15 protein-coding genes are annotated in these 17,180 nt (G+C 63.5%); 5 read left to right on the top strand and 10 right to left on the bottom strand.

Annotation, left to right across the window (positions count from 1 at the left end; all coding sequences use genetic code 11):
- The first annotated feature begins 3 nt into the window (after positions 1-3).
- The 3 genes from RBH77_RS18815 to gltX all read left to right on the top strand — a co-directional run bounded on the left by RBH77_RS18815 (position 4) and on the right by gltX (position 4,017).
- On the top strand, positions 4-2,160 hold the full coding sequence (locus RBH77_RS18815; RefSeq protein ID WP_311029106.1) for a sodium-translocating pyrophosphatase: 2,157 nt from the start codon (positions 4-6) through the stop codon (positions 2,158-2,160).
- A gap of 88 nt (positions 2,161-2,248) precedes the next feature.
- Positions 2,249-2,599: a VOC family protein gene (locus RBH77_RS18810; RefSeq protein ID WP_311029105.1), complete on the top strand. Its 351-nt coding sequence runs from the start codon at positions 2,249-2,251 to the stop codon at positions 2,597-2,599.
- 44 nt (positions 2,600-2,643) lie between these two features.
- Positions 2,644-4,017 carry a glutamate--tRNA ligase gene (gene gltX, locus RBH77_RS18805; protein WP_311029104.1) on the top strand — a complete coding sequence of 458 codons (1,374 nt, stop codon included), beginning with the start codon at positions 2,644-2,646 and terminating at the stop codon, positions 4,015-4,017.
- On the opposite strand, the gene RBH77_RS18800 is transcribed toward gltX, so the two are convergent.
- Positions 3,935-5,071, bottom strand: coding sequence for a DUF2865 domain-containing protein (locus RBH77_RS18800; RefSeq protein WP_311029103.1), 1,137 nt, complete (start codon positions 5,069-5,071; stop codon positions 3,935-3,937). The two genes, gltX and RBH77_RS18800, sit on opposite strands and share 83 nt — an antisense overlap.
- Before the next feature lie 312 nt (positions 5,072-5,383).
- On the opposite strand from RBH77_RS18800, the gene rpsD reads away from it, so the two are divergent.
- Both rpsD and ttcA read left to right on the top strand, forming a co-directional pair.
- The gene (rpsD, locus tag RBH77_RS18795) at positions 5,384-6,001 is read left to right on the top strand and encodes a 30S ribosomal protein S4 (RefSeq protein WP_311029102.1); all 618 of its coding nucleotides are present in this window, start codon (positions 5,384-5,386) and stop codon (positions 5,999-6,001) included.
- 94 nt (positions 6,002-6,095) lie between these two features.
- Complete coding sequence (ttcA, locus tag RBH77_RS18790; protein WP_311029101.1) at positions 6,096-6,953, top strand: tRNA 2-thiocytidine(32) synthetase TtcA; 858 nt, start codon at positions 6,096-6,098, stop codon at positions 6,951-6,953.
- Positions 6,954-6,973: 20 nt separating this feature from the next.
- Here ttcA and RBH77_RS18785 read toward each other — a convergent pair whose 3' ends face one another.
- From RBH77_RS18785 to phaC, 9 genes are all read right to left on the bottom strand, one after another.
- The gene (locus tag RBH77_RS18785) at positions 6,974-8,218 is read right to left on the bottom strand and encodes a multidrug effflux MFS transporter (protein ID WP_311029100.1); all 1,245 of its coding nucleotides are present in this window, start codon (positions 8,216-8,218) and stop codon (positions 6,974-6,976) included.
- A gap of 132 nt (positions 8,219-8,350) precedes the next feature.
- Positions 8,351-8,686, bottom strand: coding sequence for a Grx4 family monothiol glutaredoxin (gene grxD / locus RBH77_RS18780; RefSeq protein ID WP_311029099.1), 336 nt, complete (start codon positions 8,684-8,686; stop codon positions 8,351-8,353).
- A 119-nt stretch (positions 8,687-8,805) separates the two neighbouring features.
- Complete coding sequence (locus tag RBH77_RS18775) at positions 8,806-9,039, bottom strand: BolA family protein (RefSeq protein WP_311029098.1); 234 nt, start codon at positions 9,037-9,039, stop codon at positions 8,806-8,808.
- A gap of 13 nt (positions 9,040-9,052) precedes the next feature.
- Complete coding sequence (gene purL, locus RBH77_RS18770) at positions 9,053-11,263, bottom strand: phosphoribosylformylglycinamidine synthase subunit PurL (RefSeq protein WP_311029097.1); 2,211 nt, start codon at positions 11,261-11,263, stop codon at positions 9,053-9,055.
- A gap of 1 nt (position 11,264) precedes the next feature.
- Positions 11,265-11,672: a hypothetical protein gene (locus tag RBH77_RS18765; RefSeq protein WP_311029096.1), complete on the bottom strand. Its 408-nt coding sequence runs from the start codon at positions 11,670-11,672 to the stop codon at positions 11,265-11,267.
- Positions 11,669-12,337 (bottom strand): phosphoribosylformylglycinamidine synthase subunit PurQ, encoded by a 669-nt coding sequence (gene purQ / locus RBH77_RS18760; protein ID WP_311029095.1) that lies wholly within the window; start codon positions 12,335-12,337, stop codon positions 11,669-11,671. The genes RBH77_RS18765 and purQ overlap by 4 nt, the downstream gene beginning before the upstream one ends.
- Positions 12,338-12,450: 113 nt before the next feature.
- Positions 12,451-13,527, bottom strand: coding sequence for an acyltransferase family protein (locus tag RBH77_RS18755; RefSeq protein ID WP_311029094.1), 1,077 nt, complete (start codon positions 13,525-13,527; stop codon positions 12,451-12,453).
- Between the two features lie 140 nt (positions 13,528-13,667).
- A complete protein-coding gene (locus RBH77_RS18750) occupies positions 13,668-14,960 on the bottom strand; it encodes a YcbK family protein (RefSeq protein ID WP_311029093.1) in 1,293 nt (430 codons plus the stop codon).
- Between the two features lie 312 nt (positions 14,961-15,272).
- Positions 15,273-17,111 (bottom strand): class I poly(R)-hydroxyalkanoic acid synthase, encoded by a 1,839-nt coding sequence (phaC, locus tag RBH77_RS18745; protein ID WP_311029092.1) that lies wholly within the window; start codon positions 17,109-17,111, stop codon positions 15,273-15,275.
- Between the last annotated feature and the right edge of the window lie 69 nt (positions 17,112-17,180).

The following is a 17,180-nucleotide window of genomic DNA, read 5'->3' as shown; positions in this document are numbered from 1 at the left end:
GAAATGACCATGCTTTATGTCGTCATCGCCTGCGGCCTGCTTTCGATTGTGTACGCCATCTGGGCGACACAGTCGGTGCTCGCCGCGGACCAGGGCAACGCCCGCATGCAGGAAATCGCCGGCGCCATCCGCGAGGGTGCGCAGGCTTACCTCGCGCGGCAATACACCACCATCGCCATCGTCGGCGTCATCGTGTTCATCCTCGCCTGGTGGCTGCTTTCGATCAGTGCCGCTATCGGTTTCCTGATCGGTGCGGTGCTTTCCGGAGCAGCCGGTTTCATCGGCATGAACGTTTCCGTCCGCGCCAACGTGCGTACCGCACAGGCCGCATCGAGCAGCCTGGCAGCGGGTCTAGAGATCGCCTTCAAGTCCGGCGCCATCACCGGCATGCTGGTGGCGGGCCTCGCGCTTCTCGGCGTCTCTGTCTACTACCTGATCCTGACCCACTTCATGGGGCTCGACCCGGCCAGCCGCGAGGTGATCGATTCGCTTGTGGCGCTGGGCTTCGGTGCCTCGCTCATCTCCATCTTCGCCCGTCTCGGCGGCGGCATCTTCACCAAGGGTGCTGACGTCGGCGGCGACCTCGTCGGCAAAGTCGAGGCCGGTATCCCGGAAGACGATCCGCGCAACCCCGCCACCATCGCGGACAATGTCGGCGACAATGTCGGCGACTGCGCGGGCATGGCGGCCGATCTCTTCGAGACCTATGCGGTGACGGTCGTCGCCACCATGGTTCTCGGCGCCATCTTCTTCGGTGGCATGCCGGTCCTGGCCAACGTGATGCTCTACCCGCTGCTCATCTGCGGCGCTTGCATCGTCACCTCGATCGTCGGCATCTTCTTCGTCAAGCTCGGAGCCAACGGCTCGATCATGGGCGCCCTCTACAAGGGCCTGATCGCGACCGGCATCCTGTCTATCGTCGGCTTGATCGTCGCCAATTCGCTCACTATCGGCTGGGGCGATGTCGGCACGGTGAAGTCGCTGACCGGCGGGGCCGACACGGTCATCAACGGTACGGACCTCTTCGTGTGCGGCCTGATCGGCCTGGTCGTCACCGGCCTGATCGTGGTGATCACCGAATACTATACCGGCACCAACAAGCGCCCGGTGAACTCCATCGCCCAGGCGTCGGTGACCGGCCACGGCACAAACGTCATCCAGGGCCTCGCCGTCTCGCTTGAATCCACCGCGCTGCCGGCGATCGTCATCATCGGCGGTATTATCGCCACGTTCCAGCTTGCCGGTCTGTTCGGCATCGCCATCGCGGTCACCACCATGCTCGGCCTTGCCGGCATGATCGTGGCGCTCGACGCCTTCGGCCCGGTGACCGACAATGCCGGCGGCATCGCCGAGATGTCGGGCCTTCCCGCGGAAGTGCGTCACTCGACCGACGCGCTCGATGCGGTCGGCAACACCACCAAGGCGGTGACCAAGGGCTACGCCATCGGTTCGGCCGGCCTCGGCGCGCTGGTGCTGTTCGCCGCCTACTCGAACGATCTGCGCTATTTCGCGGCCAACGGGGACAAGTTCCCCTACTTCCAGGGCATCGGCGAGATCTCCTTCGACCTGTCGAACCCCTATGTCGTCGCCGGCCTGATCTTCGGCGGCCTCATCCCCTACCTCTTTGGCGGCATCGCCATGACGGCGGTCGGCCGTGCGGCAGGCTCGATCGTCGAGGAAGTGCGCAAGCAGTTCCGCGAGAACCCGGGCATCATGCAAGGCACGTCCAAGCCGAACTATGCCCGCGCCGTCGACCTGCTGACCAAGGCGGCGATCAAGGAGATGATCATCCCTTCTCTCCTGCCGGTTCTGGCTCCGCTGGTCGTCTATTTCGGCGTACTGCTTATCTCCGGTTCGCGCGCGTCGGCCTTCGCGGCCCTCGGCGCATCGCTCCTCGGCGTCATCGTCAACGGTCTGTTCGTGGCCATCTCGATGACCTCCGGCGGCGGCGCCTGGGACAATGCCAAGAAGAGCTTCGAGGACGGCTTCACCGACAAGGACGGCGTCAAGCACCTGAAGGGCTCCGAGGCGCACAAGGCTTCGGTGACCGGCGATACGGTCGGCGATCCCTACAAGGACACTGCCGGCCCGGCCGTGAACCCGGCCATCAAGATCACCAACATCGTGGCGCTCCTGCTGCTCGCTGTGCTGGCGCATTGATCTTCTGGCCGGCTGTCGTCGGCGGATGAACTGAAATCGGGCCTCGCGGTGCAGACCGCGGGGCCTTTTGCCTACAGGAAACTGGCTCATGAAGGTCAAGCGCATCGTCGCTAACGTCGAGACGGGGAATCCCGCCGATGCCGAGCGCTTCTATCATGACGTGCTTGGCCTCGATGTCCTGATGGACCATGGTTGGATCGTCACCTATGGGTCGCATGACGCCATGAGCGTACAGGTGAGCTTCGCCTCGGAAGGCGGCTCCGGGACGCCGGTGCCGGACTTGTCGATCGAGGTGGATGATGTCGATGCGGCCCTCGACGCCATGCGGCAAGCCGGTTTCAGGATCGAATACGGTCCGGCGGACGAACCCTGGGGCGTCAGGCGATTCTACGTGCGCGATCCCTTCGGTCGTCTCGTTAATATACTGTCGCATCGGTAGCGCCCACATTGCCAACCGGCCGCGCCTCGGCTAACCCGGCGCGCATGACCGTCACCGTCCGCTTCGCCCCGTCTCCGACCGGCTACATCCATATCGGCAACGCGCGCACGGCGCTGTTCAACTGGCTTTTCGCTGAAAAGCATGGTGGCCGGTTCGTCCAACGCTTCGACGACACGGACGTCGCCCGCTCGAAGCAGGAGTATGTGGACGGCATCCTTGCCGACCTCGAATGGCTTGGCATCCGCCCCGACCGGGTCGAGTACCAGTCCAGGCGCTTTGCTGCCTATGATGCGGCCATTGAGAAATTGAAGGCCGAGGGCCTGCTCTATCCATGCTACGAGACGCCGGAGGAACTGGAGCTTCGCCGCAAGATCAGGCTGTCGCGGCGCCTGCCGCCGGTCTACGGGCGTGAAGCACTGAAGCTTACGGACGCGGAGAAAAAGGCGCTCGAGGCCGAAGGCCGCAAGCCGCACTGGCGTTTCCTGCTGCCTAATTTTGCGAAATCGCCTTTCGAGACGGAACGGACGGAAATCCATTGGGACGATGTGGTGCGCGGTCGCGAGACGGTCGATCTTGCTTCCTTGTCCGATCCGGTTTTGGTCCGCGCCGATGGGACCTATCTCTATACGCCAACCTCCGTCGTCGACGATATCGATATGGGGATCACGCATGTCATCCGCGGTGACGACCACGTCACCAATACCGGCGTGCAGATTGCATTATTCCGGGCGCTGGGCAGCGAACCGCCGGCCTTCGGCCATCACAACCTGCTGACAGCCGCCTCCGGCGAGGGGCTTTCCAAGCGCTCTGGTGCGCTGTCGATCCGGGGGCTGCGCGAAGCGGGACTGGAGCCGATGGCGGTCGCCTCGCTTGCGGTCCTGATCGGCACATCGGAGAGCGTTTCGGCAATGCGTTCGATGGAAGAACTCGCGGCGCATTTCGATCCGGCGGCGACATCGCGCTCGGCGTCGAAGTTCGATCCCGACGAATTGAAGGTACTGAACCGGGCGCTGCTTCATGAAATGGAGTTCGGTGATGTGAGGGAGCGCCTCGCCGCACTTGGTATCGAAAGCGCGAAAGCTGAACCGTTCTGGCTGGCCGTGCGTGGCAATCTCGATATCTTCGCCGATGTCGCCCGGTGGTGGCGGATTGTCCAGGATGGCCCGGCGGATAAATCTGGCCTTCCTGCCGACGACCTGGAATTCGTGCGTTCCGCCTTCGGCCTGCTACCGCCGGAGCCCTGGGATGGTTCCACTTTCAGGAGTTGGACTGACCGGGTGAAGGAAACGACCGGCCGCAAGGGCAGGCCGCTCTTCGCGCCGCTCAGGCTTGCACTTACGGGGCTTTCTTCGGGGCCGGAGCTCGCAGATCTAATGCCTTTGATGGGTCGGGAAGGAATCTTGGCCCGACGACCCTGACCTTGCGATCCTTGTCGGCGAGGGGCGTGGGCTCGCTTGCCACCGCTTCGCCGGCGGGATTGACGGCTTCGGCCTTGACCGCCGGCTCTTCCTTGGGCTGAGCGAGGGCCTGCGAGGCGGGCGCTTCTTCTCCCGGCTGATCCTCGCCAGGCGGTGTGGCCGCGATGATCGAAGACCGCTTGCCGACGGCGCAGGTGCAGCCGGGAACGCGCGGCGCGCCCGCCTTGCGGTAGAGGAAGGCGGTCGGAAGGTCTTCGTAAGGCGCGCCTGCGAGCGAAACCATGCTCTCCGATTCCTCGCTCGACACATGGTAGTAGAGTTCTACCTTCGTGCCGGGGCATCTCGCCTGGCAGGTCTGCTCGTCGCGCGCGAAATTGGCGGGCGAGGTGGCAAACGAAATCGGGAAATAATAGCCGTCGCAGGTCCTCACGCACATGGTCCGATAGGTGCCGGACGCGTCGGCGCCGCTCTCGTTCGGTTCGCCGGCGGCCGGCATTTCGTCACCTTCCTGCGGTGGGCCGGAGCGGTGGATGACGACGCCCGGATCGGCGCGGCTGAAAAGCGCGCTGCTGTCGCTGTCCGGGCTGACGGGGGCCGGCAGCCTTCGCGCCGCCACCTGCTCCTCGCGGCAGCCATTGGCGTCTATCGCCGCGAGGATCTCCTGTCGGCTCGGCGCGTCCGCTTTCCGCGCGAACGCGTCGCGCCGCCGCTCAAGCATCGCCATATTGCGTTCCATCTTGCCGATCGTGCGTGCAATGGGGTCACAGCGGCCGGATGGATCATCGCGCAGATCGCCGAACAGCCCCGCGCAGCCGCTGCGCCGCGCGATGCGGTGCGTACGGGAAAGCTCGTCCTCCTGGTCGGCGATCGCACGCTCGTAGCGCTTGAGCATGGTTGCGTTTCTTTGCGTGGCGGGAGCGGATGCAAGTTGAGCTCTGAGATGCCGGCAATAACGTGTGTCCGCCGCCGTCGCGCCCGCTGCCAGGCCGACAAGCAGGAAGGCGGCAGCGATCGTTGCCGTGATCGTTCCCCATATCCCGCGCCCCAAAGCCATGGCACCCCGCTTGTAGCTTTGCCTATTGTTTTAGCATCCCGATGGGGCATTGTCGTCGTGGACAATCCAAAGTGGTGAACGCGGAACGGTTCGCGCGTTCTCACAGCAGTTGACAAGGGCCGTGCTCTCGACTACTTCACCGCCAGCGTCGGACAGCAATGCCCGGCGCTTCATTTATTTGACGTGTCCCGTGGGCCTTTCCGCAAAGCGTGCGTGGAAGACCCTGTCAGGTTCCGGAAGGGACCAGAGGAGGGCGCGTTTCCTTCGCCCGGAGCATGAGGTTCCGGGCGTGATCATTTGAAAGGAAATGCGATGAGCAAGCGCGAATCGGCAAAATACAAACTTGATCGCCGGCTTGGCCAGAATGTCTGGGGCCGCCCGAAATCCCCGGTAAACAAGCGTGAATACGGCCCCGGCCAGCACGGCCAGCGCCGCAAGGGCAAGCTGTCGGATTTCGGTATCCAGCTCCGTGCCAAGCAGAAGCTTAAGGGGCACTACGGCGATGTCTCCGAAAAGCAGTTCCGCAAGATCTACGACGAGGCGAACCGCCGCAAGGGCGACGCTTCCGAGAACCTGATCGGCCTGCTCGAATCGCGCCTCGACGCCATCGTCTACCGCGCCAAGTTCGTCCCGACGATCTTTGCGGCGCGCCAGTTCGTCAACCACGGCCATGTCAACGTCAACGGACGGCGCGTCAATATCGGCTCCTATCGCTGCAAGCCTGGCGACGTGATCGAGGTGCGCGAGAAGTCGAAGCAGCTTGTCGTCGTCCTGGAGGCGGTTCAGCTCGCCGAGCGCGACGTGCCGGACTATATCGATGTCGACCACACCAAGATGACTGCGACATACGCGCGCGTGCCGGCCCTGGCGGACGTTCCGTTCGCTGTCCAGATGGAGCCGAACCTCGTCGTCGAGTTCTATTCGCGCTGATTTCTTTCGCACATCGGATCAAAAAGGCCGTGCCGCAAGCGCGGCCTTTTTCTTTGCCTCGTTCCGGTTTAGACGGGTGCGGAAGGAGCCGATCATGAATGTGCATGTCGCCACAAAGCAGGAGACTGATGCCGATGCAGGCGGCTGCCATCCGCTTTTCCGCGATGCGCCCTCGACGGTCGAGTTCAACAAGCTGCGCAAGCGGCTTTTGCGCGACACGCGCCAGGCTATCTCCGATTTTGCCATGGTCCGCGAGGGGGAACGCTGGCTGATAGCGCTCTCGGGCGGCAAGGATTCCTACGGCCTGCTGGCGCTGCTGCTCGACCTCAAATGGCGCGGCCTGCTGCCGGTCGAGCTTCTTGCCTGCAATCTCGACCAGGGCCAACCGAACTTCCCGAAGCACGTCCTGCCCGATTACCTTAACGGCCTCGGCGTGGAGCACCGCATCGAATATCAGGACACCTATTCAGTCGTGACCGACAAGATCGGCGAGGGTGCCACCTATTGCTCGCTCTGCTCGAGGCTGCGCCGCGGTCATCTCTACCGCATCGCGCGCGAGGAAGGCTGCGCCGCGCTGGTGCTCGGCCACCACCGCGAGGATATCCTGGAAACCTTCTTCATGAACCTGTTCCATGCCGGACGGCTGGCCGCCATGCCGGCGAAGCTCCTGAACGACGAAGGCGACGTGATGGTGCTCAGGCCGCTTTCCTATTGCGCCGAGGCCGATCTTGCGCGCTTCGCGGATGCGATGCGCTTTCCCATCATCCCCTGCGATCTTTGCGGCAGCCAGGACGGTCTTCAGCGCAACGCCATGAAAGCGATGCTGGAGGATATCGAGCGGCGCATGCCGGGTCGCAAGGACACCATGATCCGGGCGCTGACCAATGTGCGCCCCTCGCATCTTCTCGACCGCAAGCTCTTCGATTTCGCCGCCCTCGGCGTCGCGGGCTGACGACCGGGCCCAAAGCTCTCTCAGATCGGAGGATTATGCGGCTCGAACAGTCGGCCGCGCTCGGCGATCAGCACCATGGCGAGCGCCGCCAGCGACACGATGCAGAAACCGGCGGCGAGCGGCGTCACCGTGCCATTGAAGGCTTGGCCGATGAGCGTGCCCAGAATACCGCCGGCGAAGGTCTGCATGAAGCCGAGGAAGGAGGAGGCGGTTCCGGCAAGCCAGCCGAGCGGTTCCATGGCAAGGGCGTTGAAATTCGCGCCCAGCGCGCCGAAGGGGATCATCGCGGCCGCGAAAAGGGCGATGAAAAGCAAAAGCGGGATCGGTATCAGCAGGGAGAGCGTGAGCCAGAGCAGGCTGATGGCGAGAAACAGGAAAAGCGCTGCCTGCGACATGCGCCGCATGCCGAAGCGCCCGACGAACCGGGAATTGGAGTAGTTCGACAAGGCCAGCAGGCCGGCCACGCCCGCGAAGATGACCGAGAACATCCCGCCGACGCCGTAGATGCCCATGTAGATCTGCTGGGCGCTATTGATGAAGCCGAACATGGCGGCGTAGATGAAGGTGCCGGCCAGCGTGTAGCACAGAGCGATGCGGTTGGTCAGCACCACGCGGAAGCCGCCGAGTACCGCTTCGGCGGTGAAAGGCCGGCGGTTTTCCGGCGCCAGCGTCTCGGGCAGCCGCCACAGGCTCCAGACCGAAACGACGATACCGCCGATCGACATGGCCACGAAGATGTAGTGCCAGGTGCCCAACAGCATGATCAGTTGCCCCATGCCCGGCGCGACCACAGGCACGGCCATGAAAACCATGAAGATCAGCGACATCACCTCCGCCATCCGCCGCCCCTCGAACACGTCGCGGACCATGGAGACTGCGATCACCCGCGTGCCGGCCGTCCCGACGCCCTGGATGAAGCGGCTGAGGAGCAGAAGCTCGAATGTCGGCGCGACGGCAGCGGCGGCGGCAGCTGCGACGTAGATCACGAGCCCGACGACGAGCGGTATGCGTCGCCCGAACCGATCCGAAACCGGTCCGAAGAAAAGCTGCGCCACGCCGAAGCCGACGATGTAGCTGGTCAGGACATACTGGCGATGGTTCTCATTGGCGACGCCGAGGCTTGCGCCGATCTGCTGGAGCGCGGGCAGCATGATGTCGATGGCGAGCGAGTTGGTCGCCATCAGCGCGGCCGCCAGCGTTATGAACTCCCAGCGCTTTATCGCCAGAGCCGCGATGGATGATTTCGCGGCGATGCCCTGGTCCATTGTGTCGGTCCGGAAAGGTCAAGAAAAAATGCGCCGGCAATCCGGCGCATCGGTGATTCTTTGGCGATTCAGGGCCCCGCTGCGAGGGCCACTTGCTGTGGAGCAGGCGGGACGTGCCCGCCTGTGACAGGATCAGGCGGCGCCTTTGACGCTTATGCCCTTCTCGTCGAAGAAGGATTGCAATTCGCCCGCCTGGAACATCTCGCGGATGATATCGCAGCCGCCGACGAACTCGCCCTTCACATAAAGCTGAGGGATGGTCGGCCAGTTCGAATATTCCTTTATGCCCTGGCGCAGCTCGTCCGAGGTGAGCACATTGATGCCCTTATAGTCGACGCCGACATAATCGAGGATCTGCACGACCTGACCGGAAAAGCCGCACTGCGGGAAACCCGGCGTGCCCTTCATGAAGAGCACCACATCGTTGCCCTTTACCTCGTTGGCGATGAATTCATTGATACCGCTCATCTCGATTATCCTTGCATGCGCCGGCCGAGTCCGACGTGAAATCCGTACGCTATGTAACACCTAAGCCCGACGGTTTGAAGGGTGACAGGCCGAATTGGGATGATCCAGCGGCGCGAGGCTCAATCCGGTGCGCTGGTCTGCAAGGCAAGCGCGTGCAACGCGCCGCCCATCCGGCCCTTCAGCGCCTCGTAGACCATCTGGTGCTGCTGCACGCGGCTCTTGCCGCGGAAGCTCTCGGCCACCACTTCGGCCGCGTAATGATCACCGTCGCCGGCAAGATCGCGGATGGTCACGGTCGCATCGGGTATGGCTTCGCGGATGAGCCGCGCGATCTCGTTCGCATCCATCGCCATCTGTCGTCCTCGCTCAGTTGTCCATGAAGCGCGGGAACCAGCCCTCATGCGCTGCCTTGAGATCGGCTATCGGTATCGCACGCGCCTCGCCGAGTTTCAATTCCGCGCCGCCGGTTATGCCGATGCGTTGAACCGGAACGCGTGCATCCGCCGCTCGATCCATGATGTTCTCCGCCCTTCCAGCTTCCACGGTCACGACGTAGCGGCCCTGGTCCTCGCCAAAAAAGGCGGCGACGGGAGAGACGCCGGCCGGTGCGTCGATTGCCGCGCCGATACCGGAAGCCATCGCCATTTCCGCGAGCGCTACAGCAAACCCACCGTCGGAGCAGTCATGCACCGCGGTTGTCGCACCTTCTCGGATGAGCGTGCGGACAAAATCGCCGACCTTTTTCTCATGTGTGAGGTGGACCGGCGGCGGCGGGCCTTCCTCGCGGCCGTGAATGATGCGCAGGTAGGCGGATTGGCCGAGATGGCCGCCATAGGCTGCGGGTGCGCCGAAAAACAGGATCGCATCGCCTTCGCCGGCAAAGGCGATGCGTGCCGTCTTCCGCCAATCGGGGATCAGCCCGACGCCGCCGATGGTCGGTGTTGGCAGGATGCCGCGTCCGTTGGTTTCGTTATAGAGCGAGACATTGCCGGAGACGATCGGGAAATCGAGCGCCTTGCAGGCCTCACAGATCCCCTTCACTGCCATGACAAGCTGGCCCATGATCTCGGGCCGCTCGGGATTGCCGAAATTGAGATTGTCGGTGGCGGCGAGCGGCTCGGCGCCGGTGGCGGTCAAATTACGCCAGCATTCCGCCACCGCCTGCTTGCCGCCTTCGAACGGATCGGCCTCGCAATAGCGCGGGTTCACGTCGCTGGCGAAAGCGAGCGCCTTGGTCGGATGCCCCTCCACCCGCACGACGCCGGCGTCGCCGCCCGGCCTCTGCAGGGAATTGCCCTGAATCAGCGTGTCGTATTGTTCGTAGACCCAGCGCCGCGAGGAGAGGTCAGGCGAGCCGATCAGCTTTATCAGTGCGTCGGCAACGTCGGCTTCAGGAACGCGGTCAACGGAGAGTGGGGCCGGGCGATTCGGCTCGACCCAGGGGCGGTCATATTCCGGCGCCTGGTCGCCCAATTCCTTGATCGGCAAATCGGCCTTCGTCTCGCCCTTGTGCAGGATGCGGAAGCGCAGGTCGTCGGTCGTGTGGCCGACCACGGCGAAATCGAGCCCCCATTTCCTGAAGATTGCTTCCGCTTCGGCCTCCTTTTCGGGGCGGAGGACCATGAGCATGCGCTCCTGGCTTTCCGACAGCATCATCTCGTAGGCGCTCATGCGCTCCTCGCGCACCGGCACCTTGTCCAGTTCGAGTTCGATGCCGAGATCGCCCTTGGCGCCCATCTCCACCGCCGAACAGGTAAGGCCGGCCGCCCCCATGTCCTGGATGGCGATGACCGCGCCCGACGCCATCAGTTCGAGGCAGGCTTCGAGCAGGCATTTCTCGGTGAAAGGATCGCCGACCTGAACGGTCGGGCGCTTCTCGTCGATCTTCTCGTCGAATTCGGCGGACGCCATGGTAGCGCCGCCGACCCCGTCGCGGCCGGTCTTGGCGCCGAGATAGACGACGGGCAGGCCGACGCCCTTGGCCTCGGACAGGAAGATCGCGTCGGTCTTTGCCAGTCCCGCCGCGAAGGCGTTGACAAGGATGTTGCCGTTATAGCGGGCGTCGAAGTTCACCTCGCCGCCTACGACGGGCACGCCGAAGGCATTGCCATAGCCGCCGACGCCGGCAACCACGCCGGCCACAAGATGCCGTGTCTTCGGGTGTTCCGGCTCACCGAAGCGGAGCGCGTTCATCGCTGCGATCGGACGCGCGCCCATAGTGAACACGTCGCGCAGGATGCCCCCGACACCGGTCGCCGCGCCTTGGTACGGCTCGATGTAGGAGGGGTGGTTATGGCTCTCCATCTTGAAGACGACGCAGTCGCCGTCGCCGATATCGACCACGCCGGCGTTCTCGCCCGGTCCATGGATGACGCGCGGCCCTTTCGTGGGCAGCGTGCGCAGCCATTTCTTGGAGGATTTGTACGAACAGTGCTCGTTCCACATCGCCGAGAAGATGCCGAGCTCGGTGAAACTCGGTTCGCGCCCGATCAGGTCGAGGATGCGCTGGTATTCGTCGGGCTTCAGCCCATGCGCAGCGACGAGTTCGGGCGTGATGGCGGGATTGGGACTGCTCATTCTATGCCGCGCAGGAATTGGAACCGCCGGTCCAGCGCTTGAGGTCGGCGCCGATGCGGCCTCCTGCCGGCTGGTTCAATAGCGGGCCGTAGGCCGTCGCCTTGACCGGCTTGCCGTCCGCCTCAATGACCAGCTTGGGAAGCCCTTGCGCCGCCTTCCGGTCGACAACGAGGATGCGGGGTTTGCCGGCCTGGGTGTCGAGTTCCGGGATTACGCTGTAGCCTTGGAAATCCTTGTCCTTGGACCTGACCCAGCAGGTATGCGCATTGGCGTTGACGCGCTGGAGGAGGGCGACGGCCGCCGAATTCTCTCCCGCTGCGGTCTTGTGGCCGCCCGACTGGCAGCCCGCGACAGCGGCGAGCAAGGCGACGCCGGCGGCCGTCGAAAGTCGCATCATGCCTTTGCTCATGCGGCTTTCCCCAAAATGCCCTCGAAAAGCGCCCGTCCGTCGGCGCCGCCATGTGCCGCTTCGATCAGGTTTTCCGGATGCGGCATCAGCCCTAGCACGTTACCGCGCTCGTCGATAATGCCGGCGATGTCGTTGATCGAGCCGTTCGGGTTCGTGCCCTCGGCATAGCGGAACACGACCTGGCCTTCGCCCTCCAATCGCGCCAGCGTCTCGGCGTCGGCGAAATAATTGCCGTCATGATGGGCGACCGGACAGCGGATTACTTGCCCGGGGGCGTAGTGGCGCGTGAAAGCGGTGTTTGCATTGGCAACTTCGAGTTTCACTTCACGGCAGACGAAGCGAAGCGAAGCGTTGCGCATAAGCGCGCCGGGAAGAAGGCCGGCCTCAAGCAGGATCTGGAAGCCGTTGCAGACGCCCATGATCAGTACGCCCTTTTCCGCCTTCTCCGCCACGGCACGCATGACCGGCATGCGCGCCCCGATCGCGCCGCAGCGCAGATAGTCGCCATAGGAGAAGCCGCCGGGAATAACGATCAGGTCGACGTCGGGGATTTCCGTATCGGTCTGCCAGACGGTGACGGGCGGCTTTCCCGAAACCTTGGTCAGCGCCGCGATCATATCGCGGTCACGGTTGAGGCCGGGGAGCAGGACGACGGCGGATTTCATGGGCAAAGCGGGGCGCTAGTGGTGGACACCTTGCGCTCCTTACCCGAAAGCGGCCGGGATCGCGAGCCCCGCCGGCCCGACTTCACGAAAAAGCCGGGGACGGATCGTCGCGCCTATTCGGCCGGCGCGACCGCTGTTTTCCCGGCGCGGCTGCCGGGCGTGCCGGGGATATGCGCCCATGCGGGGCGCTCGAACAGGAATTCGGCCACTCCGAACCGCTTTACAAGTAGATAGAGCACGACCGGCGCGGCTACGGCCATCACCAGCACGGCGATGCTGAGTTCGCTGGTTCCGGTGAGGATGCCGGTCTTCATGGCGATGATGCGCACCGCCGACATCGGCAGCGTGAAGGCGAGATAGACGACAAGCGAATGCTCGCCCAGCCAGCGCAGCCAGTCGGTATAAGGCAACCGCATCAGGAGATAGCCGAGCGTGCAGAGCGCGATGGCGCCGGCGACCGCGAGCGTCAGATGCAGCGGCGGGAAGGCCGCGAGCCCCATATGCATCTCCATCGGTTCCGGCCTTCCGTCCGGCCAGAAGACGAGGAAGGCTTCGCCAAGCGCCCACAGCGCCAACGCGGCCCAGGCAAGGGCAGGGCGGCGGGCGGCGGCCTCCACGATGCGGAACACATGGGCCGAGCAGGCATAGCCAATATAGAAGAAGACGAAATAAGCACAGAACTGCGTCACCGCGTAGCTCGGGGATTCGATGTGGGCCATTTGCAGCACAGCCGCGACCGCGATCACCAGCCAGTGCGGCAGCTTGGCTTGCCAGACCAGTTTTCCGGCCAGGCTGAACACGGCAAGCATGTAGATGAACCAGAGCACGCCGTAGGGCTCGACGATGGCCAGCGCCAGACCGGAAAGCATGCCGGGAACGTCGCGCCCGGCGATGCCGACCTTCAGGACATAGTCGATCGTTACCCATACGGCATAGAAATAAAGGTAGTGTACGACACGCCGGTCGGCATAACGCCGCCAGTCTCGCTCGATGACCTTCGACAGGAACAAGCCGGAGATGAGGAAGAATTCCGGCATGCGGAACGGCGTGGCGAAGCCGATCACGTAGTGAAGCACGCCCACGTCGTCGGTGTATTTGCCGACATTGTAGGCCGCGTACATCATCACCACGAGGATGATCGACAGCCCCTTGGCGGCGTCGACCCAGTCGTATCGGCGTCCGTCACTCATTCTACCGCACCCGCATCTGGTCGGGCGCGATATTATCGATAAAGCCCTCAGGCAGGGTTAAGCGGGAAGGTAAAGATGAAACTAATCGGCCGGTTCCGGGGCGAGCCGCTTTCGAGTTTGAGAACCGCTTCAGCTACTGCCTATCGCCGATGCCGTTTGCGCCTGCAGCGCCAGTTCCAGTCGCGCTCCGGGCCGATATCGATATGGACGGATTTCGTATAGCAGTAGGTGCCAACGCCGCCGCGGCCCGGCATGGAGCGGGCAAAGGTGGCAAGTTCCCATTTGCTGACGCCAGGCATCTGCACGTCGGCCGCGGCGCAAAACATATGCAGCGAATTGTGCGCGCCACGCGCGGCGGCGTTGTGGACACGGCTGCGATAGCCGGAAGTCACGACCAGCTTGTGCCCGTAATGCTGCTCGATCTTCTTCAGCACCGCAAGGAGCGCGGGGCGAAGGCAGGCGGTGTCCACGGTGTCCCGTTGCAGGATGAGGCCGTGCGGATCAAGCCTGGCCATACCCGCCGCCGACGCCACTTCCACCGGCGCGGCGTCTTCCTCGTTGATGTCGACGTCGCTGTTGTCGCCGATATCCGATTTGCGCGTGATCTCGAATAGGGAATCGCTGTTGCGCACGCCCGGCAGCGAATTGCCCGCGCCGTAATGCTGCACGGCCGGGGCTTCGTCGTCGGAAGCCATGTCGACGATTGGCTTGGCGGAGGCATGCGCGTCGATCAGCGGCTTGACGTTGCTCTCCTCCAGAGAAGCGACGACCTGCGGCTGCTCTTGCGCGGAAGCTCTGGTGACGACGTTATGGCCGGAGGAAGGAGCGAAGAGCGATGCGAAGAAGCCGCGCGGCTTTTGCGGCGCCGGTGCGGGTGTGGCTCCGGCATAGGCCGCCGCTTGCGGAGGAGCGGCCTCGGCTGCCGCGGGAATATCGACGGGCACGGGAATCTGGCGGTTCGCTACAGGATTGGGCTGGGGGACCAATGCCACTTCAGGCAAGGCCGCGGCCGTCGTGGCAGGCGCGGCGGCGAGCGCCGGCATGGCGGCCGCGAACGGGTTCTCCGGATTGGGGGTTGGCACATAGGCGACGATGTCCGGCAGAAGGAAAGCGTCGGCGCCTTGCGGATCCGTCGGAAGCGCCGGTGCTGCACCCTCCGGCGCGGGCGTCGCATCGGCGGGCGGCTGACTGGCTACGCTCGCTCCCGGCGCCGGATTCGCCGGTACCACCGTCGAAGTGCCGGGGTCGGTATTCGTCGCCGCATGGCTGGCGGCTACGTCCGCCATCATGCCCGGCACTGTCGGTGCGGCCGGCGTCATCGCGAATTGCATGCTGGGGTTGTTGGTGGTGCAGGACGACACCACGAAAGCCAGGGAACCGGCGAGTAAAGCCGTTCGGAACAGTCGGGCGGAGTGCCGTCGGGCTGATCTCAAAACGTCTTTCCCCTATTTCGACGCTTGCATCCCTCGCGCCGGCGGTCATTCCCTCTGCGCTTGCCCTATGGGGCAACGCCTTCACGCAAAATCCGGCATGTGCCGGCAAACACGCATTCGATTATCCGGTGCAAGCGGTGCACTCTTGCCGCAACCGGAAGCCTTCGCGGATGATTTCGCAAAGACAAAATCTGCCCGCCCGAAGCGGGGCGTTGCCGAAGCGCAACTTGCGTTGCAACTTATTGAGGGTCAAGCGGATTTGGTTTGCATAGTTGCCAAAATGCAACGAAATCCGATCACTGATTGTGAGCGTCAGACACGCGCCGTTACGTAGGCGCCGGGGGCGTCGCCGAGCGGCTTCAACTTCTTGCCGGGCTTACGTGCCGGTACGCGCTCATTGTCGTGGCGCTCGATCCAGGATTGCCAGTATGGCCACCATGAGCCGGGATGCTCATGCGCGCTGGCCAGCCAGTCTTCCAATGCGCCGGCCGGCCTCGCGCCGGTCCAGTACTGGTACTTGTTGGCAGCCGGCGGGTTGACCACGCCGGCGATATGGCCGGAGCCTGCAAGCAGGAATTCGACATCGCCGCCGAAATAGCGGCTGCCGAAGAAGACCGAGCGGAGCGGCGCGATATGGTCTTCCCGCGAAGCCTGGTTGAAGATCGGGATAGTGATATCGGAAAGCGACAGTTTCCGACCGCCCAGTTCCATCGTGCCGCCGCTCAGATTGTTCTCCAGATAGCAGTTGCGCAGGTAATAGGAATGGTTCGCCGCAGCCATCCGCGTCGAATCGGAATTCCAGTAGAGCAGGTCGAAGGGCAGGGGCTCCTTGCCTCGGAGATAGTTGTTGACGACATAGGGCCAGATCAGGTCACCGGAGCGCAGCATGTTGAAGGCCGTGGCCATCTTGTTGCCTTCGAGATAGCCCTTTTCGTTCATCGATTTTTCGAGGGCCGAAATCTGGTCCTCGTCCACGAACACTTTCAGATCGCCGGCATAGGTGAAGTCTACCTGTGTCGTGAGGAAGGTCGTGGTTTTGATGCGCTCGTCGCCTTCCTGCGCGAAAAGCGCCAATGCCGCGGCAAGCAGTGTCCCGCCGACACAGTAACCGATCGCATTGACCTCCTTCTCGCCAGTTTCCTTCTCGACTGTATCGAGCGCGAACCGCAAACCCTCCTCGATATAGGCTTCCCAGTCCTTGCGTCCGTGGCGCTCGTCCGGGTTGACCCATGAGATGACGAAGACGGAATGGCCCTGCTCGACCGCCCAGCGGATGAAGGATTTCTGCGGGTTGAGGTCGAGGATGTAGAATTTGTTGATCCAGGGCGGGCAGATGAGCAGCGGTCGCTTCAGCACCTTCTCCGTCGCGGGATCGTACTGGATGATTTCCGCCAATTCACTCCGCGCAACCACCTTGCCGGGGGTCATGGCAAGGTTCTTTCCGATGGCGAACCTGGAGTAGTCGGCCTGGCGCAGCCGTAATTCGCCGCCTCCCGCCGCGATGTCCTCCGCCAGCATCTTCATGCCGGCAACAAGGTTCTCGCCGTTGCTGGCAACCGTTTCCCGGAAAAGCTCGGGATTGGTGAGGATGAAATTCGAAGGCGAGATCGCGTTGGCGACCTGCTTCACGTAGAAGCTTGCCTTGTGCTTCGTGTGTTCGTCGAGCCCCTCGGCATGCTCGACGAGATCGTTGGCCCAGCGGCTTGTGACGAGATAGGTCTGCTTGAGGAAATCGAAGAAAGCGTTCCTGCCCCATTCGGGGTCCTGGAACCGCTTGTCTCCCTTCTCGGGTTTGACGCTCTCCTCGGCGGCAGCCTCGTCGCCCTCGCCGAGGCGGCGCAGCGAGTTCGTCCAGACCTCCATGTAGCCGGAGAAGAGGCGGGTTTGTGCCTCGACCGCGCGCGTCGGGTCCGACAGCCAGTACTCGGTGAGTTTGGAGAGGGTCTTGACCATGTCCGCCACGGGCTCGGCCACCACGTCGTGCCGGACACCTTCTTCACGCGGCTTGACCCAGGCGGATGCGGCCTTGCCGGCTTCCTCGATCATGCGGGCAAGGTTGAGGGCGAAGCGATCGGGGTCGCTGATGACGTATTGCTCGACGGAAGAGGGCGGGCTTTCCTTCCGCTCCGCCTCTTTCTTCTTGTCCGTCATCGTCTTACTACTCCTCCGCGACGCGTCGAACTTTCGTTCAGCGTCTTAATGCCATAATATCATGTGAGT

Source organism: Mesorhizobium koreense, assembly GCF_031656215.1.
GTDB classification, from domain to species: domain Bacteria; phylum Pseudomonadota; class Alphaproteobacteria; order Rhizobiales; family Rhizobiaceae; genus Mesorhizobium_L; species Mesorhizobium_L koreense.
The sequence above is the reverse complement of the archived record's forward strand: the minus strand, read 5'-3'. Positions and strand labels throughout refer to the sequence as shown.

Bases quoted from the DNA above. Each gene is read 5' to 3' on its own strand.
- RBH77_RS18755 (WP_311029094.1), bottom strand. From the start codon at position 13,527: ATGAGTGACGGACGCCGATACGACTGGGTCGACGCCGCCAAGGGGCTG.
- ttcA (WP_311029101.1), top strand. From the start codon at position 6,096: ATGAATGTGCATGTCGCCACAAAGCAGGAGACTGATGCCGATGCAGGC.
- purL (WP_311029097.1), bottom strand. From the start codon at position 11,263: ATGAGCAGTCCCAATCCCGCCATCACGCCCGAACTCGTCGCTGCGCAT.
- RBH77_RS18800 (WP_311029103.1), bottom strand. From the start codon at position 5,071: ATGGCTTTGGGGCGCGGGATATGGGGAACGATCACGGCAACGATCGCT.
- grxD (WP_311029099.1), bottom strand. From the start codon at position 8,686: ATGAGCGGTATCAATGAATTCATCGCCAACGAGGTAAAGGGCAACGAT.
- phaC (WP_311029092.1), bottom strand. From the start codon at position 17,111: ATGACGGACAAGAAGAAAGAGGCGGAGCGGAAGGAAAGCCCGCCCTCT.
- RBH77_RS18810 (WP_311029105.1), top strand. From the start codon at position 2,249: ATGAAGGTCAAGCGCATCGTCGCTAACGTCGAGACGGGGAATCCCGCC.
- rpsD (WP_311029102.1), top strand. From the start codon at position 5,384: ATGAGCAAGCGCGAATCGGCAAAATACAAACTTGATCGCCGGCTTGGC.
- RBH77_RS18785 (WP_311029100.1), bottom strand. From the start codon at position 8,218: ATGGACCAGGGCATCGCCGCGAAATCATCCATCGCGGCTCTGGCGATA.
- RBH77_RS18815 (WP_311029106.1), top strand. From the start codon at position 4: ATGACCATGCTTTATGTCGTCATCGCCTGCGGCCTGCTTTCGATTGTG.
- gltX (WP_311029104.1), top strand. From the start codon at position 2,644: ATGACCGTCACCGTCCGCTTCGCCCCGTCTCCGACCGGCTACATCCAT.
- RBH77_RS18775 (WP_311029098.1), bottom strand. From the start codon at position 9,039: ATGGCGATGGATGCGAACGAGATCGCGCGGCTCATCCGCGAAGCCATA.
- purQ (WP_311029095.1), bottom strand. From the start codon at position 12,337: ATGAAATCCGCCGTCGTCCTGCTCCCCGGCCTCAACCGTGACCGCGAT.
- RBH77_RS18765 (WP_311029096.1), bottom strand. From the start codon at position 11,672: ATGAGCAAAGGCATGATGCGACTTTCGACGGCCGCCGGCGTCGCCTTG.